Consider the following 15865-nt stretch of genomic DNA (forward strand, 5'->3'; position numbering starts at 1 on the left):
TGGCCGGACGATGGGGCGTGCTGGCGGCGCGCCGGTCAGAACACGCTGGCGTAGTCGCCCAGCTCGACCTGCACCGACTTGATGCGGGTGTAGTGGCCGAGGGTCGAGATGCCGTTCTCGCGGCCGACGCCGGATTCCTTGTAGCCACCGACGGGCATTTCGGCCGGCGATTCGCCCCAGGTGTTGATCCAGCAGATGCCGGCTTCCAGGCGGTGGATGATGCGGTGGGCGCGGCTGACGTCCTTGCTGACCACGCCGGCGGCGAGGCCGAAGGTGGTGTCGTTGGCACGACGCACCACTTCGTCTTCGTCGTCGTAGGCGAGGATGCTCATCACCGGCCCGAAGATCTCTTCCCGGACAATCGTCATGTCATCGCGGCAGTCGGAGAACACGGTCGGCAGCACGTACGCGCCATTGGCCAGCGCGCCTTCGGTGGCACGGCCGCCGCCGGTCAGCAGGCGGGCGCCTTCGGCCTTGCCGCTTTCGATGTAGCGCAGCACGTTTTCCATGTGCGGGAAGCTGGTCAGCGGGCCGAAGTTGGTCTCGGCGGCCATCGGGTCGCCGATGCGGATGCGCTTGACGCGCTCGACAACGGCGGCCTCGAACGCGGCCAGCATGCTGCGCGGCACGAACACGCGGGTGCCGTTGGTGCAGACCTGGCCGGAGCTGAAGAAGTTGGCCATCACCGCGATGTCGGCGGCGCGGTCCAGATCGGCGTCATCGCAGATCACCAGCGGCGACTTGCCGCCCAGCTCCATGGTCACTTCCTTCAGCGACGAGGACGCCGCGCTGGCCATGACCTTCTTGCCGGTGGCGACGCCGCCGGTGAAGGAAATCTTCTCGATCACCGGGTGCTCGGTCAGCCACTGCCCGATCTCGCGGCCCGGGCCCTGCACGACGTTGAACACGCCGGCCGGCACGCCGGCTTCGGTGTAGATCTCGGCCAGCCGGATCGCGGTCAACGGGGTCACTTCGGACGGCTTGAACACCATCGCATTGCCGGCGGCCAGGGCCGGGGCCGACTTCCACATGGCGATCTGGATCGGGTAGTTCCAGGCGCCGATGCCGGCCACCACGCCCAGCGGTTCGCGGCGGGTGTAGAAGAAGCTCGATTCGCGCAGCGGCAGCTGGATGCCTTCGATGGCGGTGGCCAGGCCAGCGTAGTACTCGACCACGTCGGCGCCGGTGACAATGTCCACGGTGGTGGTCTCGGCCAGCGCCTTGCCGGTGTCCAGGGTTTCCAGGTGGGCCAGTTCGTCGTTGCGCTCGCGCAGGAGCTCGACGGCGCGGCGCAGGATGCGCGAGCGCTCCATGGCCGTCATCGCGGCCCACACCTTCTGGCCTTCGGCCGCGCTCTGCACGGCGCGCTCGACGTCGGCCTGGCTGGCAACCTGCACTTCGGCGATCACCTCACCGGTGGCCGGGTTGACGGTCTTGAAGGTCTTGCCGCTGGTGGCATCGACGCGCTGGCCGTGGATGTAGAGCTGTTGGACGGGCAGGGTGGTCATGGGGCGTACTCCTTGGAAGGGGGCGGGTGCTGAAGCGCTTATAGCGCGGCAGCCTGCAACTGGAAGTCGATGTAGCCGTAGGCGATGCGCCGGGACTTGTCGGCGTTGAACTGGCCGCCGACCAGGCTGCCACGCAGCCACAGGCCGTCGATCATCGCGGCCAGGCCACGGGCGGCCAGGCGGGCCTGCGGGTGGGGCAGCAGGCGGTTGAACTGGTGGCACAGGTTGGAGAACAGGCGCTGGTCGTTGGCGCGCTGCAGCCGGGCCAGTTCCGGCTGGTGCATGCTGGCGGCCCAGAACGTGAGCCAGACGCGCATTGCGGTACCGTTGATCTGGCTGTCGTCGAAGTTGCCATCGACGATGGCACGCAACTGCTCGCGGGGGTCATCGCTGGCCTCGGCGCGGTAGCGGGCGACGGCGTCCTTCAGTTCGCGCAGGATCTGCCGCATTGCAGCATTGAGCAGGCCGTCCTTGTCGCCAAAGTAGTGGGCGACGATGCCGCTGGACAGCCCTGCCTTCTTCGCGATGGTGGCGACGGTCGCGTCGGCCATGCCGATCTCGTCGATGGTCTGGAAAGTGGCCCGGATAAGCTGTTCGCGCCGTACCGGTTCCACGCCTTTCTTCGGCATTGTCTCTCCACGGATTGCGACCCGAAGGATCGGCTGCCCGCCATTATGCTTTTTATTGATTGAACGTTCAATCAATAAACCCTAGGATGCGCTCGCGCCCCACGCCATGGGCCCGGTTTACCGGTCCGGCCCCGCCCATGTGCTCCCCCGGACTGATGAGACGATCCCATGTCTTCCCTGGCTCATCCCAAGCGTTCGCCCCTGCGCTTGAACCGTTTTGTCTTTCTCAGCTCCTCGGTGTCGATCGGCATCCTCGGGCTGCTCACCGTTCTCTATCCCGAAGGCAGCGAGCACTGGCTGCAATGGGCGCAGGCCGAGGTGTCGGCCGCGTTCGGCTGGTGGTACATGCTGCTGATCGTGCTGTGCCTGGGCTTCGTGCTGTGGCTGGCGTTTTCGCCGTATGGCCGCATCCGCCTGGGCCACAACGAGGAGTCACCGGCCTTCGGCTACGTTGCCTGGGTCTCGATGCTGTTCTCGGCCGGCATCGGCATCGCGCTGCTGTACTACGGCGCCTACGAGCCGCTGGACCATTTCCTGCATCCGCCCGGGCAACCCGGCGGGACCGTGGCCGCCGGCCGCGAAGCGATGGTGCTGACCTTCCTGCACTGGGGCCTGCACGGCTGGGCGCTGTACGCGCTGGTCGGCGTGGCGCTGGGCTACTTCGCGTACCGCCGCGACCTGCCGCTGGCGCTGCGCTCGGCGCTGTACCCGATCTTCGGTGAGCGCATCCACGGTCGCATCGGCGACATGGTCGATGGTTTCGGCATCCTGGCCACGCTGATCTCGATGGTGACCAACCTCGGCATCGGCGCGCTGGTGGTGCAGTCCGGCCTGGTCTACCTGTTCCACATCCCGGATACGCCGCAGGTGCTGGTGGCCATCGTGCTGGTGATGATGGTGGTGGCCACCATCGGCGTGGTCGCCGGTGTGGAAAAGGGCATTGCCTGGCTGTCCAACCTCAACGTGCGCCTGCTGTGTGGCCTGCTGCTGTTCGTGCTGGTCACCGGCCCGACCCTGCACCTGTTCGACGGCCTGATCCAGAACACCGGCGATTACCTTGGTGCGTTCGTGCGCAAGAGCTTCGACATGTACCTCAACGACCCGAAGGGCCGTGAGTGGATGGGGTCGTGGACGCTGTTCTACTGGGCCTGGTGGATCGCCTGGGCGCCGTTCGTCGGCCTTTTCGTGGCGCGCATCTCGCGTGGCCGCACCATCCGCGAAGTGATCATGGGCGTGCTGCTTATCCCGCTCGGCTTCACCCTGGCCTGGCTGTCGATCTTCGGCAACACCGCCATCGACCTGGTGCTCAACCACGGCCAGGCGATCCTGGGTGAGGTGGCCCAGCACGATGCGGCGATGACGCTGTTCAAGCTGCTGGAATACCTGCCCGGCGCGCCGTACGTTGCCGGTGCGGCGGTGGTGATCGGCTTCGTGCTGTTCCTGACCCCGGTCGACTCGGGCACGCTGATGATCGCCAACCTGTGCACCCGTCGCGTTGACGATGGTGTGGAAGACGGCCATGACGCCCCGATCTGGCTGCGCGTGTTCTGGGCGGCCGGCATCACCGTGGCCAGCGTCGGCCTGCTGCTGGCCGGCAATTTCAGTGCGATGCAGACGGCGGTGGTGCTGTGTGGCCTGCCGTTCTCGTTCACGCTGGCGTTCTACATGTGGGGCCTGCTGAAGGCGCTGCGCACCGACCCGGACGCACCCCGCCGCTGAGTGCCTCTGTAGAGCCGAGCCCATGCTCGGCTGCTGTTGGCGCAGAAGCAGCCGAGCGCAGGCTCGGCTCTACAGGGGGGCATCGCAGACGGAAAGGGCCGGACCCGCAAGGATCCGGCCCTTTTCCGTTACTTGGCTGCCAGCTGGCGCAGCACGTACTGCAGCAGGCCGCCATGACGGAAGTACTCGACTTCCTTCGGGGTCAGCAGCATCACCGAGACCTCGAAGGTCTTCTTCGTGCCATCGGCCTTGGTCGCGGTGACCGTGGCGCGCTTGCTGGCACCGTCCTGCAGGCCGGTGATGTCGATCACTTCCGAGCCGTCCAGGCCCAGGCTCTGCGCGTTCTCGCCGTTGCGGAACTGCAGCGGCAGCACGCCCATGCCGACCAGGTTGGAGCGGTGGATGCGCTCGAAGCTTTCGGCGATGACCGCCTTCACCCCCAGCAGCAGGGTGCCCTTGGCCGCCCAGTCGCGCGACGAACCGGTGCCGTATTCCTTGCCGGCCAGCACCACCAGCGGCACCTTGTCGGCCTTGTACTTCATGGCCGCATCGTAGATCGCCAGCTTCTCCGGCTGGCCACCACCGGCGGGGTAGTACAGGGTGTTGCCGCCTTCCTCGCCACCGAACATCAGGTTCTTGATGCGGATGTTGGCGAAGGTGCCGCGGACCATCACGTCGTCGTTGCCGCGGCGGCTGCCGTAGCTGTTGAAGTCGGCCGGCTGCACGCCGCGTTCCTGCAGGAAGCGGCCCGCCGGCGAGTCCTTCTTGATGTTGCCGGCCGGGGAGATGTGGTCGGTGGTGATCGAATCGCCGAACAGGCCCATCACGCGTGCGCCGTGCACGTCGTCGATGCTGCCGGTCTGCATGGTCATGCCATCGAAGTACGGCGGGTTCTTGATGTAGGTGGAGGCATCGCTCCACGCGTACAGGTTGCCGTCCGGCGAGGCGATGGTGTTCCAGCGGGTGTCGCCCTTGAACACGTCGGCGTAGTTCTGCTTGAACATCTCCGGGCCGATGGTGGCGGCGATGACATCGCCGATTTCCTTGTTGCTCGGCCAGATGTCGCGCAGGAACACCGGCTGGCCATCGCTGCCGGTGCCCAGCGGCTGGGTGGTCAGGTCGATGTCGGTGGTGCCGGCGATGGCATAGGCCACCACCAGCGGCGGGCTGGCCAGGTAGTTCATCTTCACTTCGGGGTGCACGCGACCCTCGAAGTTGCGGTTGCCGGACAGCACCGAGGTGACCACAAGATCGCCGGCGGCGATGCCGGCGCTGACTTCGGTCGGCAGCGGGCCGGAGTTGCCGATGCAGGTGGTGCAGCCGTAGCCGACCACGTAGAAGCCGATCTTCTCCAGCTCCTTCAGCACGCCGGCCTTTTCCAGGTAGTCGGTGACCACGCGCGAGCCCGGCCCGAGCGAGGTCTTCACCCACGGCTGGCGGTTCAGGCCCTTGGCGGCCGCATTGCGGGCCAGCAGGCCGGCACCGATCATCACCGCCGGGTTGGAGGTGTTGGTGCAGGAGGTGATGGCGGCGATGACCACCGCGCCATCCTTCAGCCGCACCTTTCGGCCTTCGATCTCGATGTCGGCGAAGCCCTTGGCCAGCTGCTCGTTGCCGACCGCCGCGCCGCCGCCTTCATTGACGAACGAGGAAACATCATCACTGCGCTTGTCGCGGTTGCTGGTCATGCCGACCAGTGCTTCGCGGTAGTTCTTCTGCACGTCTTCCAGCAGCACGCGGTCCTGCGGACGCTTCGGGCCGGCCAGCGACGGCTTCACCGTGCCCATGTCCAGTTCCAGCGTGGTGCTGTACTGGGCATGCGGGCTGCCCGGTTCGTGCCACAGGCCCTGTGCCTTGGCATAGGCTTCGACCAGGTCGATCTGCTCTTCGCTGCGGCCGGACAGGCGCAGGTAGTTCAGCGATTCGGCGTCGATCGGGAAGATGCCGCAGGTGGCGCCGTACTCCGGGGCCATGTTGCCGATGGTGGCACGGTCGGCCAGCGGCAGGTGCTGCAGGCCGTCACCGTAGAACTCGACGAACTTGCCGACCACGCCGAGCTTGCGCAGCATCTGGGTGACGGTCAGCACCAGGTCGGTGGCGGTGGCACCCTCGGGCAGCTTGCCGGTCAGCTTGAAGCCGACCACCTGCGGGATCAGCATCGACGACGGTTGGCCGAGCATGGCGGCCTCGGCTTCGATGCCGCCCACGCCCCAGCCAAGCACGCCGATGCCGTTGATCATGGTGGTGTGGCTGTCGGTACCGAACACGGTATCGGGGTAGGCGACCGCCTTGCCGTCCTTGTCGGCGGTCATCACTACGCGGGCCAGGTTCTCCAGGTTCACCTGGTGGACGATGCCGGTGTTCGGCGGCACCACCTTGAAGTTGTCGAAGGCCTTCTGGCCCCAGCGCAGGAAGCCGTAGCGTTCCTGGTTGCGCTGGAATTCGATCTTGCCGTTGAGGTCCAGCGCGTCCGGCTTGCCGAACACATCGACCTGCACCGAGTGGTCGATGACCAGTTCGGAGGGGATCTGCGGGTTGATCTGCTCCGGCGAGCCGCCCAGCTTGACGACCGCGTCGCGCATCGCGGCCAGGTCGACCACGCATGGCACGCCGGTGAAGTCCTGCAGGACCACGCGCGCCGGCATGAAGGCGATCTCGGTGTCCGGCTCGGCCGCCGGGTTCCAGCGGGCCACGGCTTCGATGTGGTCCTTGCCGACGGTGATACCGCCGTCCTCGTGCCGGAGCAGGTTCTCCAGCAGGATCTTCATCGAGTAGGGCAGGTGGGAGATATCGAAGCGCTGGCCCAGCGTGGGCAGGCTGAAGTAGTCGTAGGTCTTGCCGCCGACGTTCAGCTGGCTGCGGGTGGAGAACGAATCGCTCATGCGGGGTAACTCCTTCTTGCGGATGGCTTGCAGTGGCCCGCGCATGGGCGGGCCTGCTTGCGGTCGCCGCGGGCCTGGCGGCCCCGGTCGTCCCAGTATGAACCTCAGACTGAATGGATTCATCCGGGCCGGGTTCCGGCCTGCGGCATCGGTTCCAGACTACAGGGGAAGGTGTATGGCGTATGTCACGTTTGTGGCCGATCCTTTGCGAGGCAAGGGCTGGCGGGGCGCCGGTCCTGTTCAGGGTGGAAGTATGCCCGGGGAAGTATGTATAATTTGTGCATACTCTGGAGGGCCTACCCATGGAAGCCACTGTTGCAGAACGCGGACAGATCACCCTGCCCAAGGCGGTGCGTGATGCCCTCGGCCTGACCAAGGGCACGCTGCTGAAGGTCGAGCTGGACGGCAGCCGCATCATCCTGCGCAAGAGTGTTGACGATGCGATTTCACGGGCGCGCGGCAAGTTTGCGCTGGACGGCTTCGAATCGTCCGACGCAGCGGTACGCGCGGTGCGTGACGAGGAATAAGCCGTGATGATCGCCGTCGATTCACCGGTGCTGGTCGAGCTGCTCAGCAATGGTCCGCAGGCCGATGCCGTGGAAGCCATCCTGCGGCAGAGTCTGGTCGGTGGCCGCGTGGTGGTCTGTGGCGCGACCCTGGCCGAGGTCTGCGCATCGCTGCGCGGCGGCGCCGAGGTGCTCGAAGCGCTGGAAGAAATGGGCGTGCACTTCAACCCGATGGAAGCCAAGTCGGCGCTGCGCGCCGGCGAGATGCACCGCCGTCATCGCCAGCGCGGCGGCAGCCGCCGCAGCCTGGACGAATTCATGGTCGGCGCCCACGCACTGCTGCAGTGTGACGGCCTGATCACCTGGAACGACACGTTTTACCGCGACTACTTCAAGGGCCTGAAGCTGATCGTGCCGCACGCCTGAGCCCACTTTGTTATTTCAACCTACGCATTACCCGGGAGTTGTCATGTTGGAAGCCTACCGCCACCACGTCGCCGAGCGCGCTGCGCTTGGCATCCCGCCGCTGCCGCTGAGCGCGCAGCAGACGGCCGATGTCATCGAACTGCTGAAGAACCCGCCGCAGGGCGAGGCCGAGTTCCTGCTCGACCTGCTGACCCACCGCGTGCCGGCCGGCGTCGATGACGCGGCCAAGGTCAAGGCGTCGTACCTGGCGGCGATCGCCCTGGGCAGCGAGCAGAACCCGCTGATCAGCCGTGAGCGCGCCACCGAACTGCTGGGCACCATGCTCGGCGGCTACAACGTGGCCCCGCTGGTGCAGCTGCTGGACGACGCCAGCGTCGGCACCATCGCCGCCAACGGCCTGAAGAAGACCCTGCTGGTGTTCGATGCGTTCCATGACGTGCAGGAAAAGGCCAAGGCGGGCAATGCCAACGCCCAGGCCGTGCTGCAGAGCTGGGCCGATGCCGAGTGGTTCACCAGCAATCCGGAAGTGCCGCAGAGCCTGACCGTCACCGTGTTCAAGGTGCCGGGCGAAACCAACACCGACGACCTGTCGCCGGCACCGGACGCGACCACCCGCCCGGACATTCCGATGCACGCCCTGGCGATGCTGAAGAACAAGCGCGACGATGCGCCGTTCACCCCGGAAGAAGACGGCAAGCGCGGCCCGATCCAGCAGATCCTGTCGCTGAAGGAAAAGGGCCACCTGGTTGCCTACGTCGGCGACGTGGTCGGCACCGGTTCCTCGCGCAAGTCGGCCACCAACAGCGTGCTGTGGTGGACCGGCGATGACATTCCGTTCATCCCGAACAAGCGCGCCGGTGGCGTCTGCCTGGGCGGCAAGATCGCACCGATCTTCTACAACACCATGGAAGATGCCGGCGCGCTGCCGATCGAGCTGGACGTATCGAAGATGGAGCACGGCGACGTCATCGAGCTGCGCCCGTACGAAGGCAAGGCGCTGAAGAACGGCGAAGTGATCGCCGAGTTCCAGGTCAAGTCCGACGTGCTGTTCGATGAAGTACGTGCCGGCGGCCGCATTCCGCTGATCATCGGCCGTGGCCTGACCGGCAAGGCGCGCGAAGCGCTGGGCCTGGCCCCGACCGACCTGTTCCGCCTGCCGGTGCAGCCGGCCGATACCGGCAAGGGCTTCTCGCTGGCGCAGAAGATGGTCGGCCGCGCCTGTGGCCTGCCGGAAGGCCAGGGCATGCGCCCGGGCACCTACTGCGAACCGAAGATGACCTCGGTCGGCTCGCAGGACACCACCGGCCCGATGACCCGCGACGAGCTGAAGGACCTGGCGTGCCTGGGCTTCTCGGCCGACCTGGTGATGCAGTCGTTCTGCCACACCGCCGCTTACCCGAAGCCGGTGGACGTGAAGACCCACCACACCCTGCCGGAGTTCATCTCCACCCGTGGCGGCGTTTCGCTGCGCCCGGGCGACGGCGTGATCCACAGCTGGCTCAACCGCATGCTGCTGCCGGACACCGTGGGTACCGGCGGTGACTCGCACACCCGTTTCCCGGTGGGCATTTCGTTCCCGGCCGGTTCGGGCCTGGTCGCCTTCGCCGCAGCCACCGGCGTGATGCCGCTGGACATGCCGGAGTCGGTGCTGGTGCGCTTCAAGGGCAAGATGCAGCCGGGCGTGACCCTGCGTGACCTGGTCAACGCGATCCCGCTGTACGCGATCAAGTCCGGCCTGCTGACCGTGGCCAAGGCTGGCAAGAAGAACATCTTCTCCGGCCGCATCCTGGAAATCGAAGGCCTGCCGGAGCTGAAGGTCGAACAGGCGTTCGAACTGTCCGACGCCTCGGCCGAGCGTTCGGCCGCCGGCTGCTCGGTGCGCCTGAACAAGGAACCGATCATCGAGTACCTGACCAGCAACATCACGCTGCTGAAGTGGATGATTGCCGAGGGTTACCAGGATCCGCGTTCGCTGCAGCGTCGCATCGAGAAGATGGAAGCCTGGCTGGCCAACCCGCAGCTGCTGGAGCCGGATGCCGACGCCGAGTACGCCGCCGTCATCGAGATCGACCTGGCCGACATCCACGAGCCGATCGTGGCCTGCCCGAACGACCCGGACGACGTGAAGACCCTGTCCGAAGTGGCCGGGGCCAAGATCGACGAAGTGTTCATCGGTTCGTGCATGACCAACATCGGTCACTTCCGCGCCGCGGCCAAGCTGCTGGAAGGCAAGCGTGACCTGCCGACCCGCCTGTGGGTGGCCCCGCCGACCAAGATGGATGCTTCGGAGCTGACCAAGGAAGGCGTGTACGGCACCTTCGGCGCTACCGGCGCGCGCATGGAAATGCCGGGCTGCTCGCTGTGCATGGGCAACCAGGCGCAGATCCGCGAAGGCTCCACCGCGATGTCGACCTCGACCCGCAACTTCCCGAACCGCCTGGGCCGCAACACCAACGTGTACCTGGGTTCGGCGGAACTGGCGGCGATCTGCTCGCGCCTGGGCCGCATCCCGACCAAGGAGGAGTACATGGCCGATGTGGGCGTGATCGCCGCCAGCGGCGCCGAGATCTACCGCTACATGAACTTCGACCAGATCGAGGAATACCAGGACGTGGCCAAGACGGTCGCTGCCTGATCCTGCTGATCGGTTGATGATGTGAACGAAGAACCCCCGGTGAAAGCCGGGGGTTTTTTGTGGACAGGACACTTTCGTAGAAGTTGTATTTCTCTAGCGAAGCATGGCGCCTACCTTGGCTGCTCTCCTTTGCGGTTCTGTCTGAGATGCGCCGTTCATTTCTGCTGACTTCCAGTCCTACCCATCGCCGCAGCGTCATCGCCCGGGCCTTGGGCGCTCTGCTGGCCTCTGCACTTCTGACTATGGCGCCATCAGTCGGCGCAACGCCGGCGTCTGCGATGCCGCTGTCTATCAAGCCGCCGCCACGTCTCGACAGGACTACACGCCACAGCCTCTGTCATGAGGGTCGATGCGTGGTGCTGGATGGCACGGGCCGGCAACTGGCCGAGCATCGGGGAATGCAATACCTCCGCCCCTTCAAAAATGGGGTGGCGGTCTTCGAAAGGGGGGAGAACAGGGGCATCATGAATTCAGAAGGGCGTATCGTCCTTGAAGCGCATTACGATTCGGTTGAGGTACATGGCAACGGGGTGATCGAAGCCAAGGTATTGCTGCGGAAACCGCCCAAGGCGTACACGCGAATTGACTTCTTCAATGCACGGGGCCGATTGGCGCGTCGGTTTGAGGAGAAAGGCGAGAACGATCTCCTGCGCTCTGCGTCCTGGGCTGGAAACCCGGCTGTAGAACTCTGCAACAAAGAGAAGCAGCGCTGTACGACCCGCTTCCTTGACGCGAAGGGTAAGTCCGGTCCCGTTTTCAGTGTCTTTGGTAGTTTTGGTCCCGTGGGTCATGAGGGGGAAGTGGCCATCGCTTCGCGCGATGGTGTCCACTTTGGCCTGGTTGATCGATCACTGGCAGGCATAGGGCGCCAGGACTACGATCAGATGACCTTCAACAGTTCGGGTTTCGCGCTCGCCACCCAGGGCGGGAACGACACGGTGCTGGATCCCCACGGGGTGCAAGTGGCGCCCATGGGTCGATATCGGTTCAAGTTTGGTCGGGGTGGGTACCTGCTTTCTGCGGTAGCCGAAGACGGCCAGTGCCTGCATTTCACGCGCGCGGGTTTGATGTTTCCGACGCCTGCAGGCCACTGTATGAAGACAGATGAGTTCGCTGAACGAGTGGGGTATGTAATCTTCAGTTCGGAAGATGATGAATACGTTGTAGGCCTGGATGGGTCGCTGCGCTCCCTGCAACGCGCTGCAGGCCTGCATCCGCTGAACCGCAGGATCGTCGAGTATCAAAAGCCCGGCGAAGCGGGGGTGCGTTTCATGATGCTGGAAGATGGCAGCATCTCGTCTTCCCTGTACTACCGACTTGCGCCTTTTCAAACCGCGGAAGGACTGGATGACCAACTGCTGTTGGCCCAAGCCGATGGAGGATGGGGTGTAATAGATGCTACGGGTGCTTGGCTGATTCCTCCTCGCTACCGTCGGATAAAACCATTGGGTCCGAATCTGGTCGCCGCATTCGAACGGCCGGGATATGACGCCGGGTATCACATACTCGATCTGCGCGGAAATGCGCTGGCTGATTTCACTCCGCATACTCCCTCAGCAGAGCTTCTGGCGGATGGAACAAGAGTCTATGCGCTCTCGTTGCGGGGTCGCTGGGGCCTTCTGGATGAGTCGGGGCGGTGGAGGCTGGCGCCCCGCTACGGCTACGTGAATGTTTCGAAAGGCCGAGTTTCCGTGCGTGAGCGAAACAGTGCCGGTGAGGTTACGGTCAATTTTCTTGACCCAGACACAGGAACGACGCTGTTCGAACAGGGATTTCTATCGATTCATTCTCGACCGGATGGTCTGTTTGAGACGTTGAAGACAGATCAGACCATGGAGCTGATCAAGCTTGACGGGACCGTTCTGGGGCGTCTGCATCCTCGTCCCAGCCAATAGTCGGACCATTGACTGCTTGGTATGGCTGGAGCCTGGTGCGATCCAAATGGAAGATCTGGGCGTGTTTGAAACAACGGAATGCTCAGGCTTCCGGCGCTACTGCACGGTCCAGTCTGCGCTGCCTTCCAACCGACGGCCTGCTATGAGCACGTTGCCGCGCTTGCCGGAGACGTCCATTTCGAACCAGGGCAATCCGTCGTGGCGGAGCGGACGCACATAGGCCTGGCGGCGGGCGCGGTCGAATTCGATGTAGTAGCGGCGTTGCACGTTGGGGTACGGCGGGATCGACGTGCCTTTCCAGCTGACGCTTACCGCGCCGGGGTCTTCGCGACCCACCAGCATCAGCATGAAGAACACATCACCCAGCTTGGCCTCGAAGTAGAACAGATCGCCACTGGCGCTGGCGGGTGCCAGTGGCAATGAAAGCAGTACGGCCGCCAGGGCGGCCTTCCATATGCCTTTGATCATGTGCAGCATTCCTTGTGCAATACCGCTATCAAAGCACACATGCGGGTAGCGCGTTGAAACGAAGAACCCCGGTGAAAGCCGGCGCCTTTTTTTGTTGCCTGATGGCCTGTAGCGCCGAGTCCATGCTTGGCTGCTGTTCGTGCGATGCGCGATGAGTCGAGCGTGGTTCGACTCTACAACGGCAGCCACGTATGGCGTGGATCTACTGCGCGCGCGCCCTTGAGCTGCGGCGCGCAATCAGCCGCGGGCGAGCGCCAGCAACCGCTCGGCAATCCGTTCCAGCGGCACCTGTTCCTCGGCGGCGCCGAGCTTGAAGGCGGCACCGGGCATGCCCCAGACCACGCTGGTGGCCTCATCCTGTACCAGGGTCGGGGCGCCGGCCTGGCGCATCTCCAGCAGGCCACGTGCGCCATCATCACCCATGCCGGTGAGGATGGCACCGATCGCATTGCCACCGGCGTTCTGCGCGACCGAACGGAACAGCACGTCCACTGCCGGCTTGTGCCGGTTCACCGCCGGGCCGTCGTCGACGCGGCAGCGCCAGCGGGCACCGTCGCGGATGATGCGCAGATGCTTGCCGCCTGGTGGCAGGTAGGCATGGCCAGGCAGCACTGCCTCGCCGTCGCTGGCCTCGCGTACGGCCATGGCCGAGTGGCGGTCCAGGCGTTCGGCGAAGGCGCTGCTGAAGCTGGCCGGCAGGTGCTGGGTCATCACCACGGCTGGGCCATCGGCGGGCATGCCTTCCAGCACCACGCGCAGGGCTTCGGTGCCACCGGCTGACGAGCCGATCGCGATCAGCCGGTCGGTGGTGCGGAACTGCGGCGCGGCCGCGCGTATCGCGGGCGCGGCGTCCAGCATGAGCTTGGGCGCGGCAGCGCGCACCAGCGGACGTACCCGCGAGCGCGCCGCCATCTTGACCTTGGCGATGATCTCGTCGGCGTAGCCCTGCAGGCCGCGGGCCACGTCCAACTTCGGCTTGGATACGAAATCCACGGCGCCCAGCGCCAGTGCCTGCAGGGTGGTGTCGGCGCCGCGCTCGGTCAGCGAGGAGATCATCACCACCGGCAACGGGTGCAGGCGCATCAGGTTTTCCAGGAACGCCAGCCCGTCCATGCGCGGCATTTCCACGTCCAGGGTGATCACGTCCGGGGCCAGTCGCTTGATCTTTTCACGGGCCAGCAGCGGGTCGGCGGCGGTGCCGACCACGTCGATGGCGGGATCGCTGGACAGGATCTCGGTGAGCATCTGGCGCACGACGGCAGAGTCGTCGACGATCAGCACCCGGCAGGGGGCGTTGCCGGTAAAGGTCATTCGAACAGCTCCACGCCACCGGTGACCGGCGCCTTGGACAGGCGCGCACGCACCGCCGATTCGGTGGCGGCCACTTCGGCCTCATGCGCATGCGGCAGGCGCTGCACCACCACGCGGCCGGTGTCGGCGAAGAACCAGATCTTGCGCGGATGGATGCCGCACAGGTCCTCGGCGATGATCGGGATGTGCTCGGCCTGCAGGTACTGGCGCACGAACTCGGCGTTGCGGGTGCCCACTGGATTGCTGGTGAAGCCCTTGAGCACGTTGGCGCCGCCGAACACCTTGGCTTCGATGCGCTTGCGGTGGGCGCCCCGCTTGAGCATGTCGTTGATCAGCAGTTCCATCGCATAGCTGCCGTAGCGTGCGGGTGCGCCGTCGCCAGCGTTGCCTTCCGGCAGCAGGAAGTGGTTCATGCCGCCGATCTTCAGCACCGGGTCGCGCAGGCAGGCCGCCACGCAGGAGCCCAGCGTGGTGGTCAGCGCAGTGGTGTCATCGACCACCAGGTACTGGGTCGGCAGCAGCTTGGCGGCGATGGTCTGGAAGCGCGCATCCTGGTAGCGCATCACATCGTCGGTACGCAGCGAGGCATTCATGCGCCGGCCTTTGCCGCACGGCGGTACAGGGTGCGGCCGCAGGGCTGGATCAGGTCGGCGGCGTGCAGGTAGTTCTCCGAGTGGCCGGTGTAGAGCAGGCCGTCATCGGCCAGGTGCTGAACCAGGCGACCAAGGATGGCGCGCTGGGTCGGCTTGTCGAAGTAGATCATCACGTTGCGGCAGAACAGCGCGTCGAACGGGCCGCCGACGTCGTAGCGCGGGGCGAGCAGGTTCAATGGGCGGAACTCGATCAGTTCGCGCAGCGCCGGCAGCACGCGGCACTGGCCCTCGTTGGGGCCGCTGCCGCGCTGGAAGTAGCGGCGGCGCAGGTCCGGATCGAGGCTGGCGACGCGATCGATGTTGTAGACGCCGCGGCCGGCAGTGGCCAGCACCTGGGTATCGACGTCGGTGGCAATGATGCGTACCGGCGGCTTCAACGTGCCGAAGGCCTCGCAGGCGGTGATCGCCATCGAGTAGGGCTCTTCGCCGGTGGACGCCGCGCACGACCACAGCAGCAGTGGGGCGCGGCTGGAGCGCTGTTGGAGTTCCTCGCGCAGCTTGTCGAAGTGATGCGGTTCGCGGAAGAACGAGGTCAGGTTGGTGGTCAGCGCGTTGGTGAACGCCTGCCATTCGTCACCATCTTCCTGCTCCAGGTGGTCCAGGTACTGCTGGAAGCTGCGCATGCCCAGCGTGCGCAGGCGGCGCGACAGGCGGCCATAGACCATGTCGCGCTTTGCCGGCGCGAGGGCGATGCCCACGCGCTGGTAGATCAGGTCGCAGACGCGGCGGAAATCGCGGTCGGCGAACTCGAATTCGCGCGGGCCGGTGACGATGGGGGTAGGACTTTGCACGGGGGACGTGTCCATCGGCAGAGGCGGCGGCCGCAGCCGCCGCGGGTGGGTCTCAGAATTCCTGCCAGTCGCTGTCGCTGGCGGCGAAGGTGCTGGCGTTGCTGCTGCGGCGGACCGGAGCGGGCGTGCTGGTCGGCTGCGGGCGTGCCACGGTGGTGACACGGGCCGGCTCCGCGCGCGCGGCCACGGCCTTCACTGCGGCGGACACCTGGTTGTCGAGGCGGAAGATCGCCACGGCGTCAGCCAGCTGGCCGGCCTGGTCCTCCATTGCGCGTGCCGCAGCAGTGGCTTCTTCCACCAGCGCAGCATTCTGCTGGGTGGTTTCGTCCATCTGCACCACGGTCTGGTTGACCTGCTCGATGCCCGCCGACTGTTCCTGCGAGGCCGCAGAGATCTCGGCCATGATGTCGGTCACGCGCTGCACCGAGGCGACGATCTCGCC

Annotated in this window: 12 protein-coding genes and 1 pseudogene; 5 read left to right on the forward strand and 8 right to left on the reverse strand. The window is 65.5% G+C overall.

Going from position 1 to position 15865, the window contains the following annotated elements:
- Positions 1–35: 35 nt before the first annotated feature.
- Both betB and betI read right to left on the reverse strand, forming a co-directional pair.
- Positions 36–1508, reverse strand: a complete 1473-nt coding sequence (gene betB / locus AC5P98_RS06465; RefSeq protein ID WP_014647010.1) for a betaine-aldehyde dehydrogenase — start codon at positions 1506–1508, stop codon at positions 36–38.
- A 38-nt stretch (positions 1509–1546) separates the two neighbouring features.
- On the reverse strand, positions 1547–2137 hold the full coding sequence (gene betI / locus AC5P98_RS06470) for a transcriptional regulator BetI (RefSeq protein WP_014647011.1): 591 nt from the start codon (positions 2135–2137) through the stop codon (positions 1547–1549).
- A gap of 168 nt (positions 2138–2305) precedes the next feature.
- On the opposite strand from betI, the gene AC5P98_RS06475 reads away from it, so the two are divergent.
- Positions 2306–3856 carry a BCCT family transporter gene (locus AC5P98_RS06475; protein WP_014647012.1) on the forward strand — a complete coding sequence of 517 codons (1551 nt, stop codon included), beginning with the start codon at positions 2306–2308 and terminating at the stop codon, positions 3854–3856.
- Positions 3857–3984: 128 nt separating this feature from the next.
- On the opposite strand, the gene acnA is transcribed toward AC5P98_RS06475, so the two are convergent.
- Complete coding sequence (acnA, locus tag AC5P98_RS06480) at positions 3985–6738, reverse strand: aconitate hydratase AcnA (RefSeq protein WP_049407404.1); 2754 nt, start codon at positions 6736–6738, stop codon at positions 3985–3987.
- Between the two features lie 302 nt (positions 6739–7040).
- Between acnA and AC5P98_RS06485 the strand changes: the two genes are divergently transcribed.
- The 4 genes from AC5P98_RS06485 (at position 7041) to AC5P98_RS06500 (ending at position 12200) form a co-directional block, all read left to right on the forward strand.
- On the forward strand, positions 7041–7265 hold the full coding sequence (locus AC5P98_RS06485) for an AbrB/MazE/SpoVT family DNA-binding domain-containing protein (protein ID WP_005409505.1): 225 nt from the start codon (positions 7041–7043) through the stop codon (positions 7263–7265).
- 6 nt (positions 7266–7271) lie between these two features.
- Positions 7272–7670, forward strand: coding sequence for a type II toxin-antitoxin system VapC family toxin (locus tag AC5P98_RS06490; RefSeq protein WP_005416402.1), 399 nt, complete (start codon positions 7272–7274; stop codon positions 7668–7670).
- Positions 7671–7713: 43 nt separating this feature from the next.
- Positions 7714–10305, forward strand: a complete 2592-nt coding sequence (gene acnB / locus AC5P98_RS06495; RefSeq protein WP_049407406.1) for a bifunctional aconitate hydratase 2/2-methylisocitrate dehydratase — start codon at positions 7714–7716, stop codon at positions 10303–10305.
- A 146-nt stretch (positions 10306–10451) separates the two neighbouring features.
- Positions 10452–12200 (forward strand): WG repeat-containing protein, encoded by a 1749-nt coding sequence (locus AC5P98_RS06500; protein WP_080354546.1) that lies wholly within the window; start codon positions 10452–10454, stop codon positions 12198–12200.
- A 96-nt stretch (positions 12201–12296) separates the two neighbouring features.
- Here the strand turns inward: AC5P98_RS06500 and AC5P98_RS06505 are convergent, their stop codons facing one another.
- The 5 genes and pseudogenes from AC5P98_RS06505 to AC5P98_RS06525 form a co-directional block, all read right to left on the reverse strand.
- On the reverse strand, positions 12297–12668 hold the full coding sequence (locus tag AC5P98_RS06505; protein ID WP_049477327.1) for a hypothetical protein: 372 nt from the start codon (positions 12666–12668) through the stop codon (positions 12297–12299).
- A gap of 237 nt (positions 12669–12905) precedes the next feature.
- The gene (locus AC5P98_RS06510) at positions 12906–13979 is read right to left on the reverse strand and encodes a protein-glutamate methylesterase/protein-glutamine glutaminase (RefSeq protein ID WP_049407412.1); all 1074 of its coding nucleotides are present in this window, start codon (positions 13977–13979) and stop codon (positions 12906–12908) included.
- On the reverse strand, positions 13976–14572 hold the full coding sequence (cheD, locus tag AC5P98_RS06515; RefSeq protein WP_014037083.1) for a chemoreceptor glutamine deamidase CheD: 597 nt from the start codon (positions 14570–14572) through the stop codon (positions 13976–13978). Before cheD ends, AC5P98_RS06510 begins: the two co-directional genes overlap by 4 nt.
- Positions 14569–15438 carry a CheR family methyltransferase gene (locus tag AC5P98_RS06520; RefSeq protein WP_049407415.1) on the reverse strand — a complete coding sequence of 290 codons (870 nt, stop codon included), beginning with the start codon at positions 15436–15438 and terminating at the stop codon, positions 14569–14571. The genes cheD and AC5P98_RS06520 overlap by 4 nt, the downstream gene beginning before the upstream one ends.
- Positions 15439–15475: 37 nt before the next feature.
- Positions 15476–15865 (reverse strand): annotated as a pseudogene (locus tag AC5P98_RS06525) (methyl-accepting chemotaxis protein); the annotation flags it as partial.

The organism is Stenotrophomonas sp. YJH_SMC_135, assembly GCF_059372355.1.

What these genes read in the sequence shown, in the direction of transcription:
- betB (WP_014647010.1), bottom strand. Translation starts at nt 1,508, where the DNA reads ATGACCACCCTGCCCGTCCAACAGCTCTACATCCACGGCCAGCGCGTC.
- cheD (WP_014037083.1), bottom strand. Translation starts at nt 14,572, where the DNA reads ATGAATGCCTCGCTGCGTACCGACGATGTGATGCGCTACCAGGATGCG.
- acnB (WP_049407406.1), top strand. Translation starts at nt 7,714, where the DNA reads ATGTTGGAAGCCTACCGCCACCACGTCGCCGAGCGCGCTGCGCTTGGC.
- AC5P98_RS06500 (WP_080354546.1), top strand. Translation starts at nt 10,452, where the DNA reads ATGCGCCGTTCATTTCTGCTGACTTCCAGTCCTACCCATCGCCGCAGC.
- AC5P98_RS06510 (WP_049407412.1), bottom strand. Translation starts at nt 13,979, where the DNA reads ATGACCTTTACCGGCAACGCCCCCTGCCGGGTGCTGATCGTCGACGAC.
- betI (WP_014647011.1), bottom strand. Translation starts at nt 2,137, where the DNA reads ATGCCGAAGAAAGGCGTGGAACCGGTACGGCGCGAACAGCTTATCCGG.
- acnA (WP_049407404.1), bottom strand. Translation starts at nt 6,738, where the DNA reads ATGAGCGATTCGTTCTCCACCCGCAGCCAGCTGAACGTCGGCGGCAAG.
- AC5P98_RS06520 (WP_049407415.1), bottom strand. Translation starts at nt 15,438, where the DNA reads ATGGACACGTCCCCCGTGCAAAGTCCTACCCCCATCGTCACCGGCCCG.
- AC5P98_RS06485 (WP_005409505.1), top strand. Translation starts at nt 7,041, where the DNA reads ATGGAAGCCACTGTTGCAGAACGCGGACAGATCACCCTGCCCAAGGCG.
- AC5P98_RS06505 (WP_049477327.1), bottom strand. Translation starts at nt 12,668, where the DNA reads ATGATCAAAGGCATATGGAAGGCCGCCCTGGCGGCCGTACTGCTTTCA.
- AC5P98_RS06475 (WP_014647012.1), top strand. Translation starts at nt 2,306, where the DNA reads ATGTCTTCCCTGGCTCATCCCAAGCGTTCGCCCCTGCGCTTGAACCGT.
- AC5P98_RS06490 (WP_005416402.1), top strand. Translation starts at nt 7,272, where the DNA reads ATGATCGCCGTCGATTCACCGGTGCTGGTCGAGCTGCTCAGCAATGGT.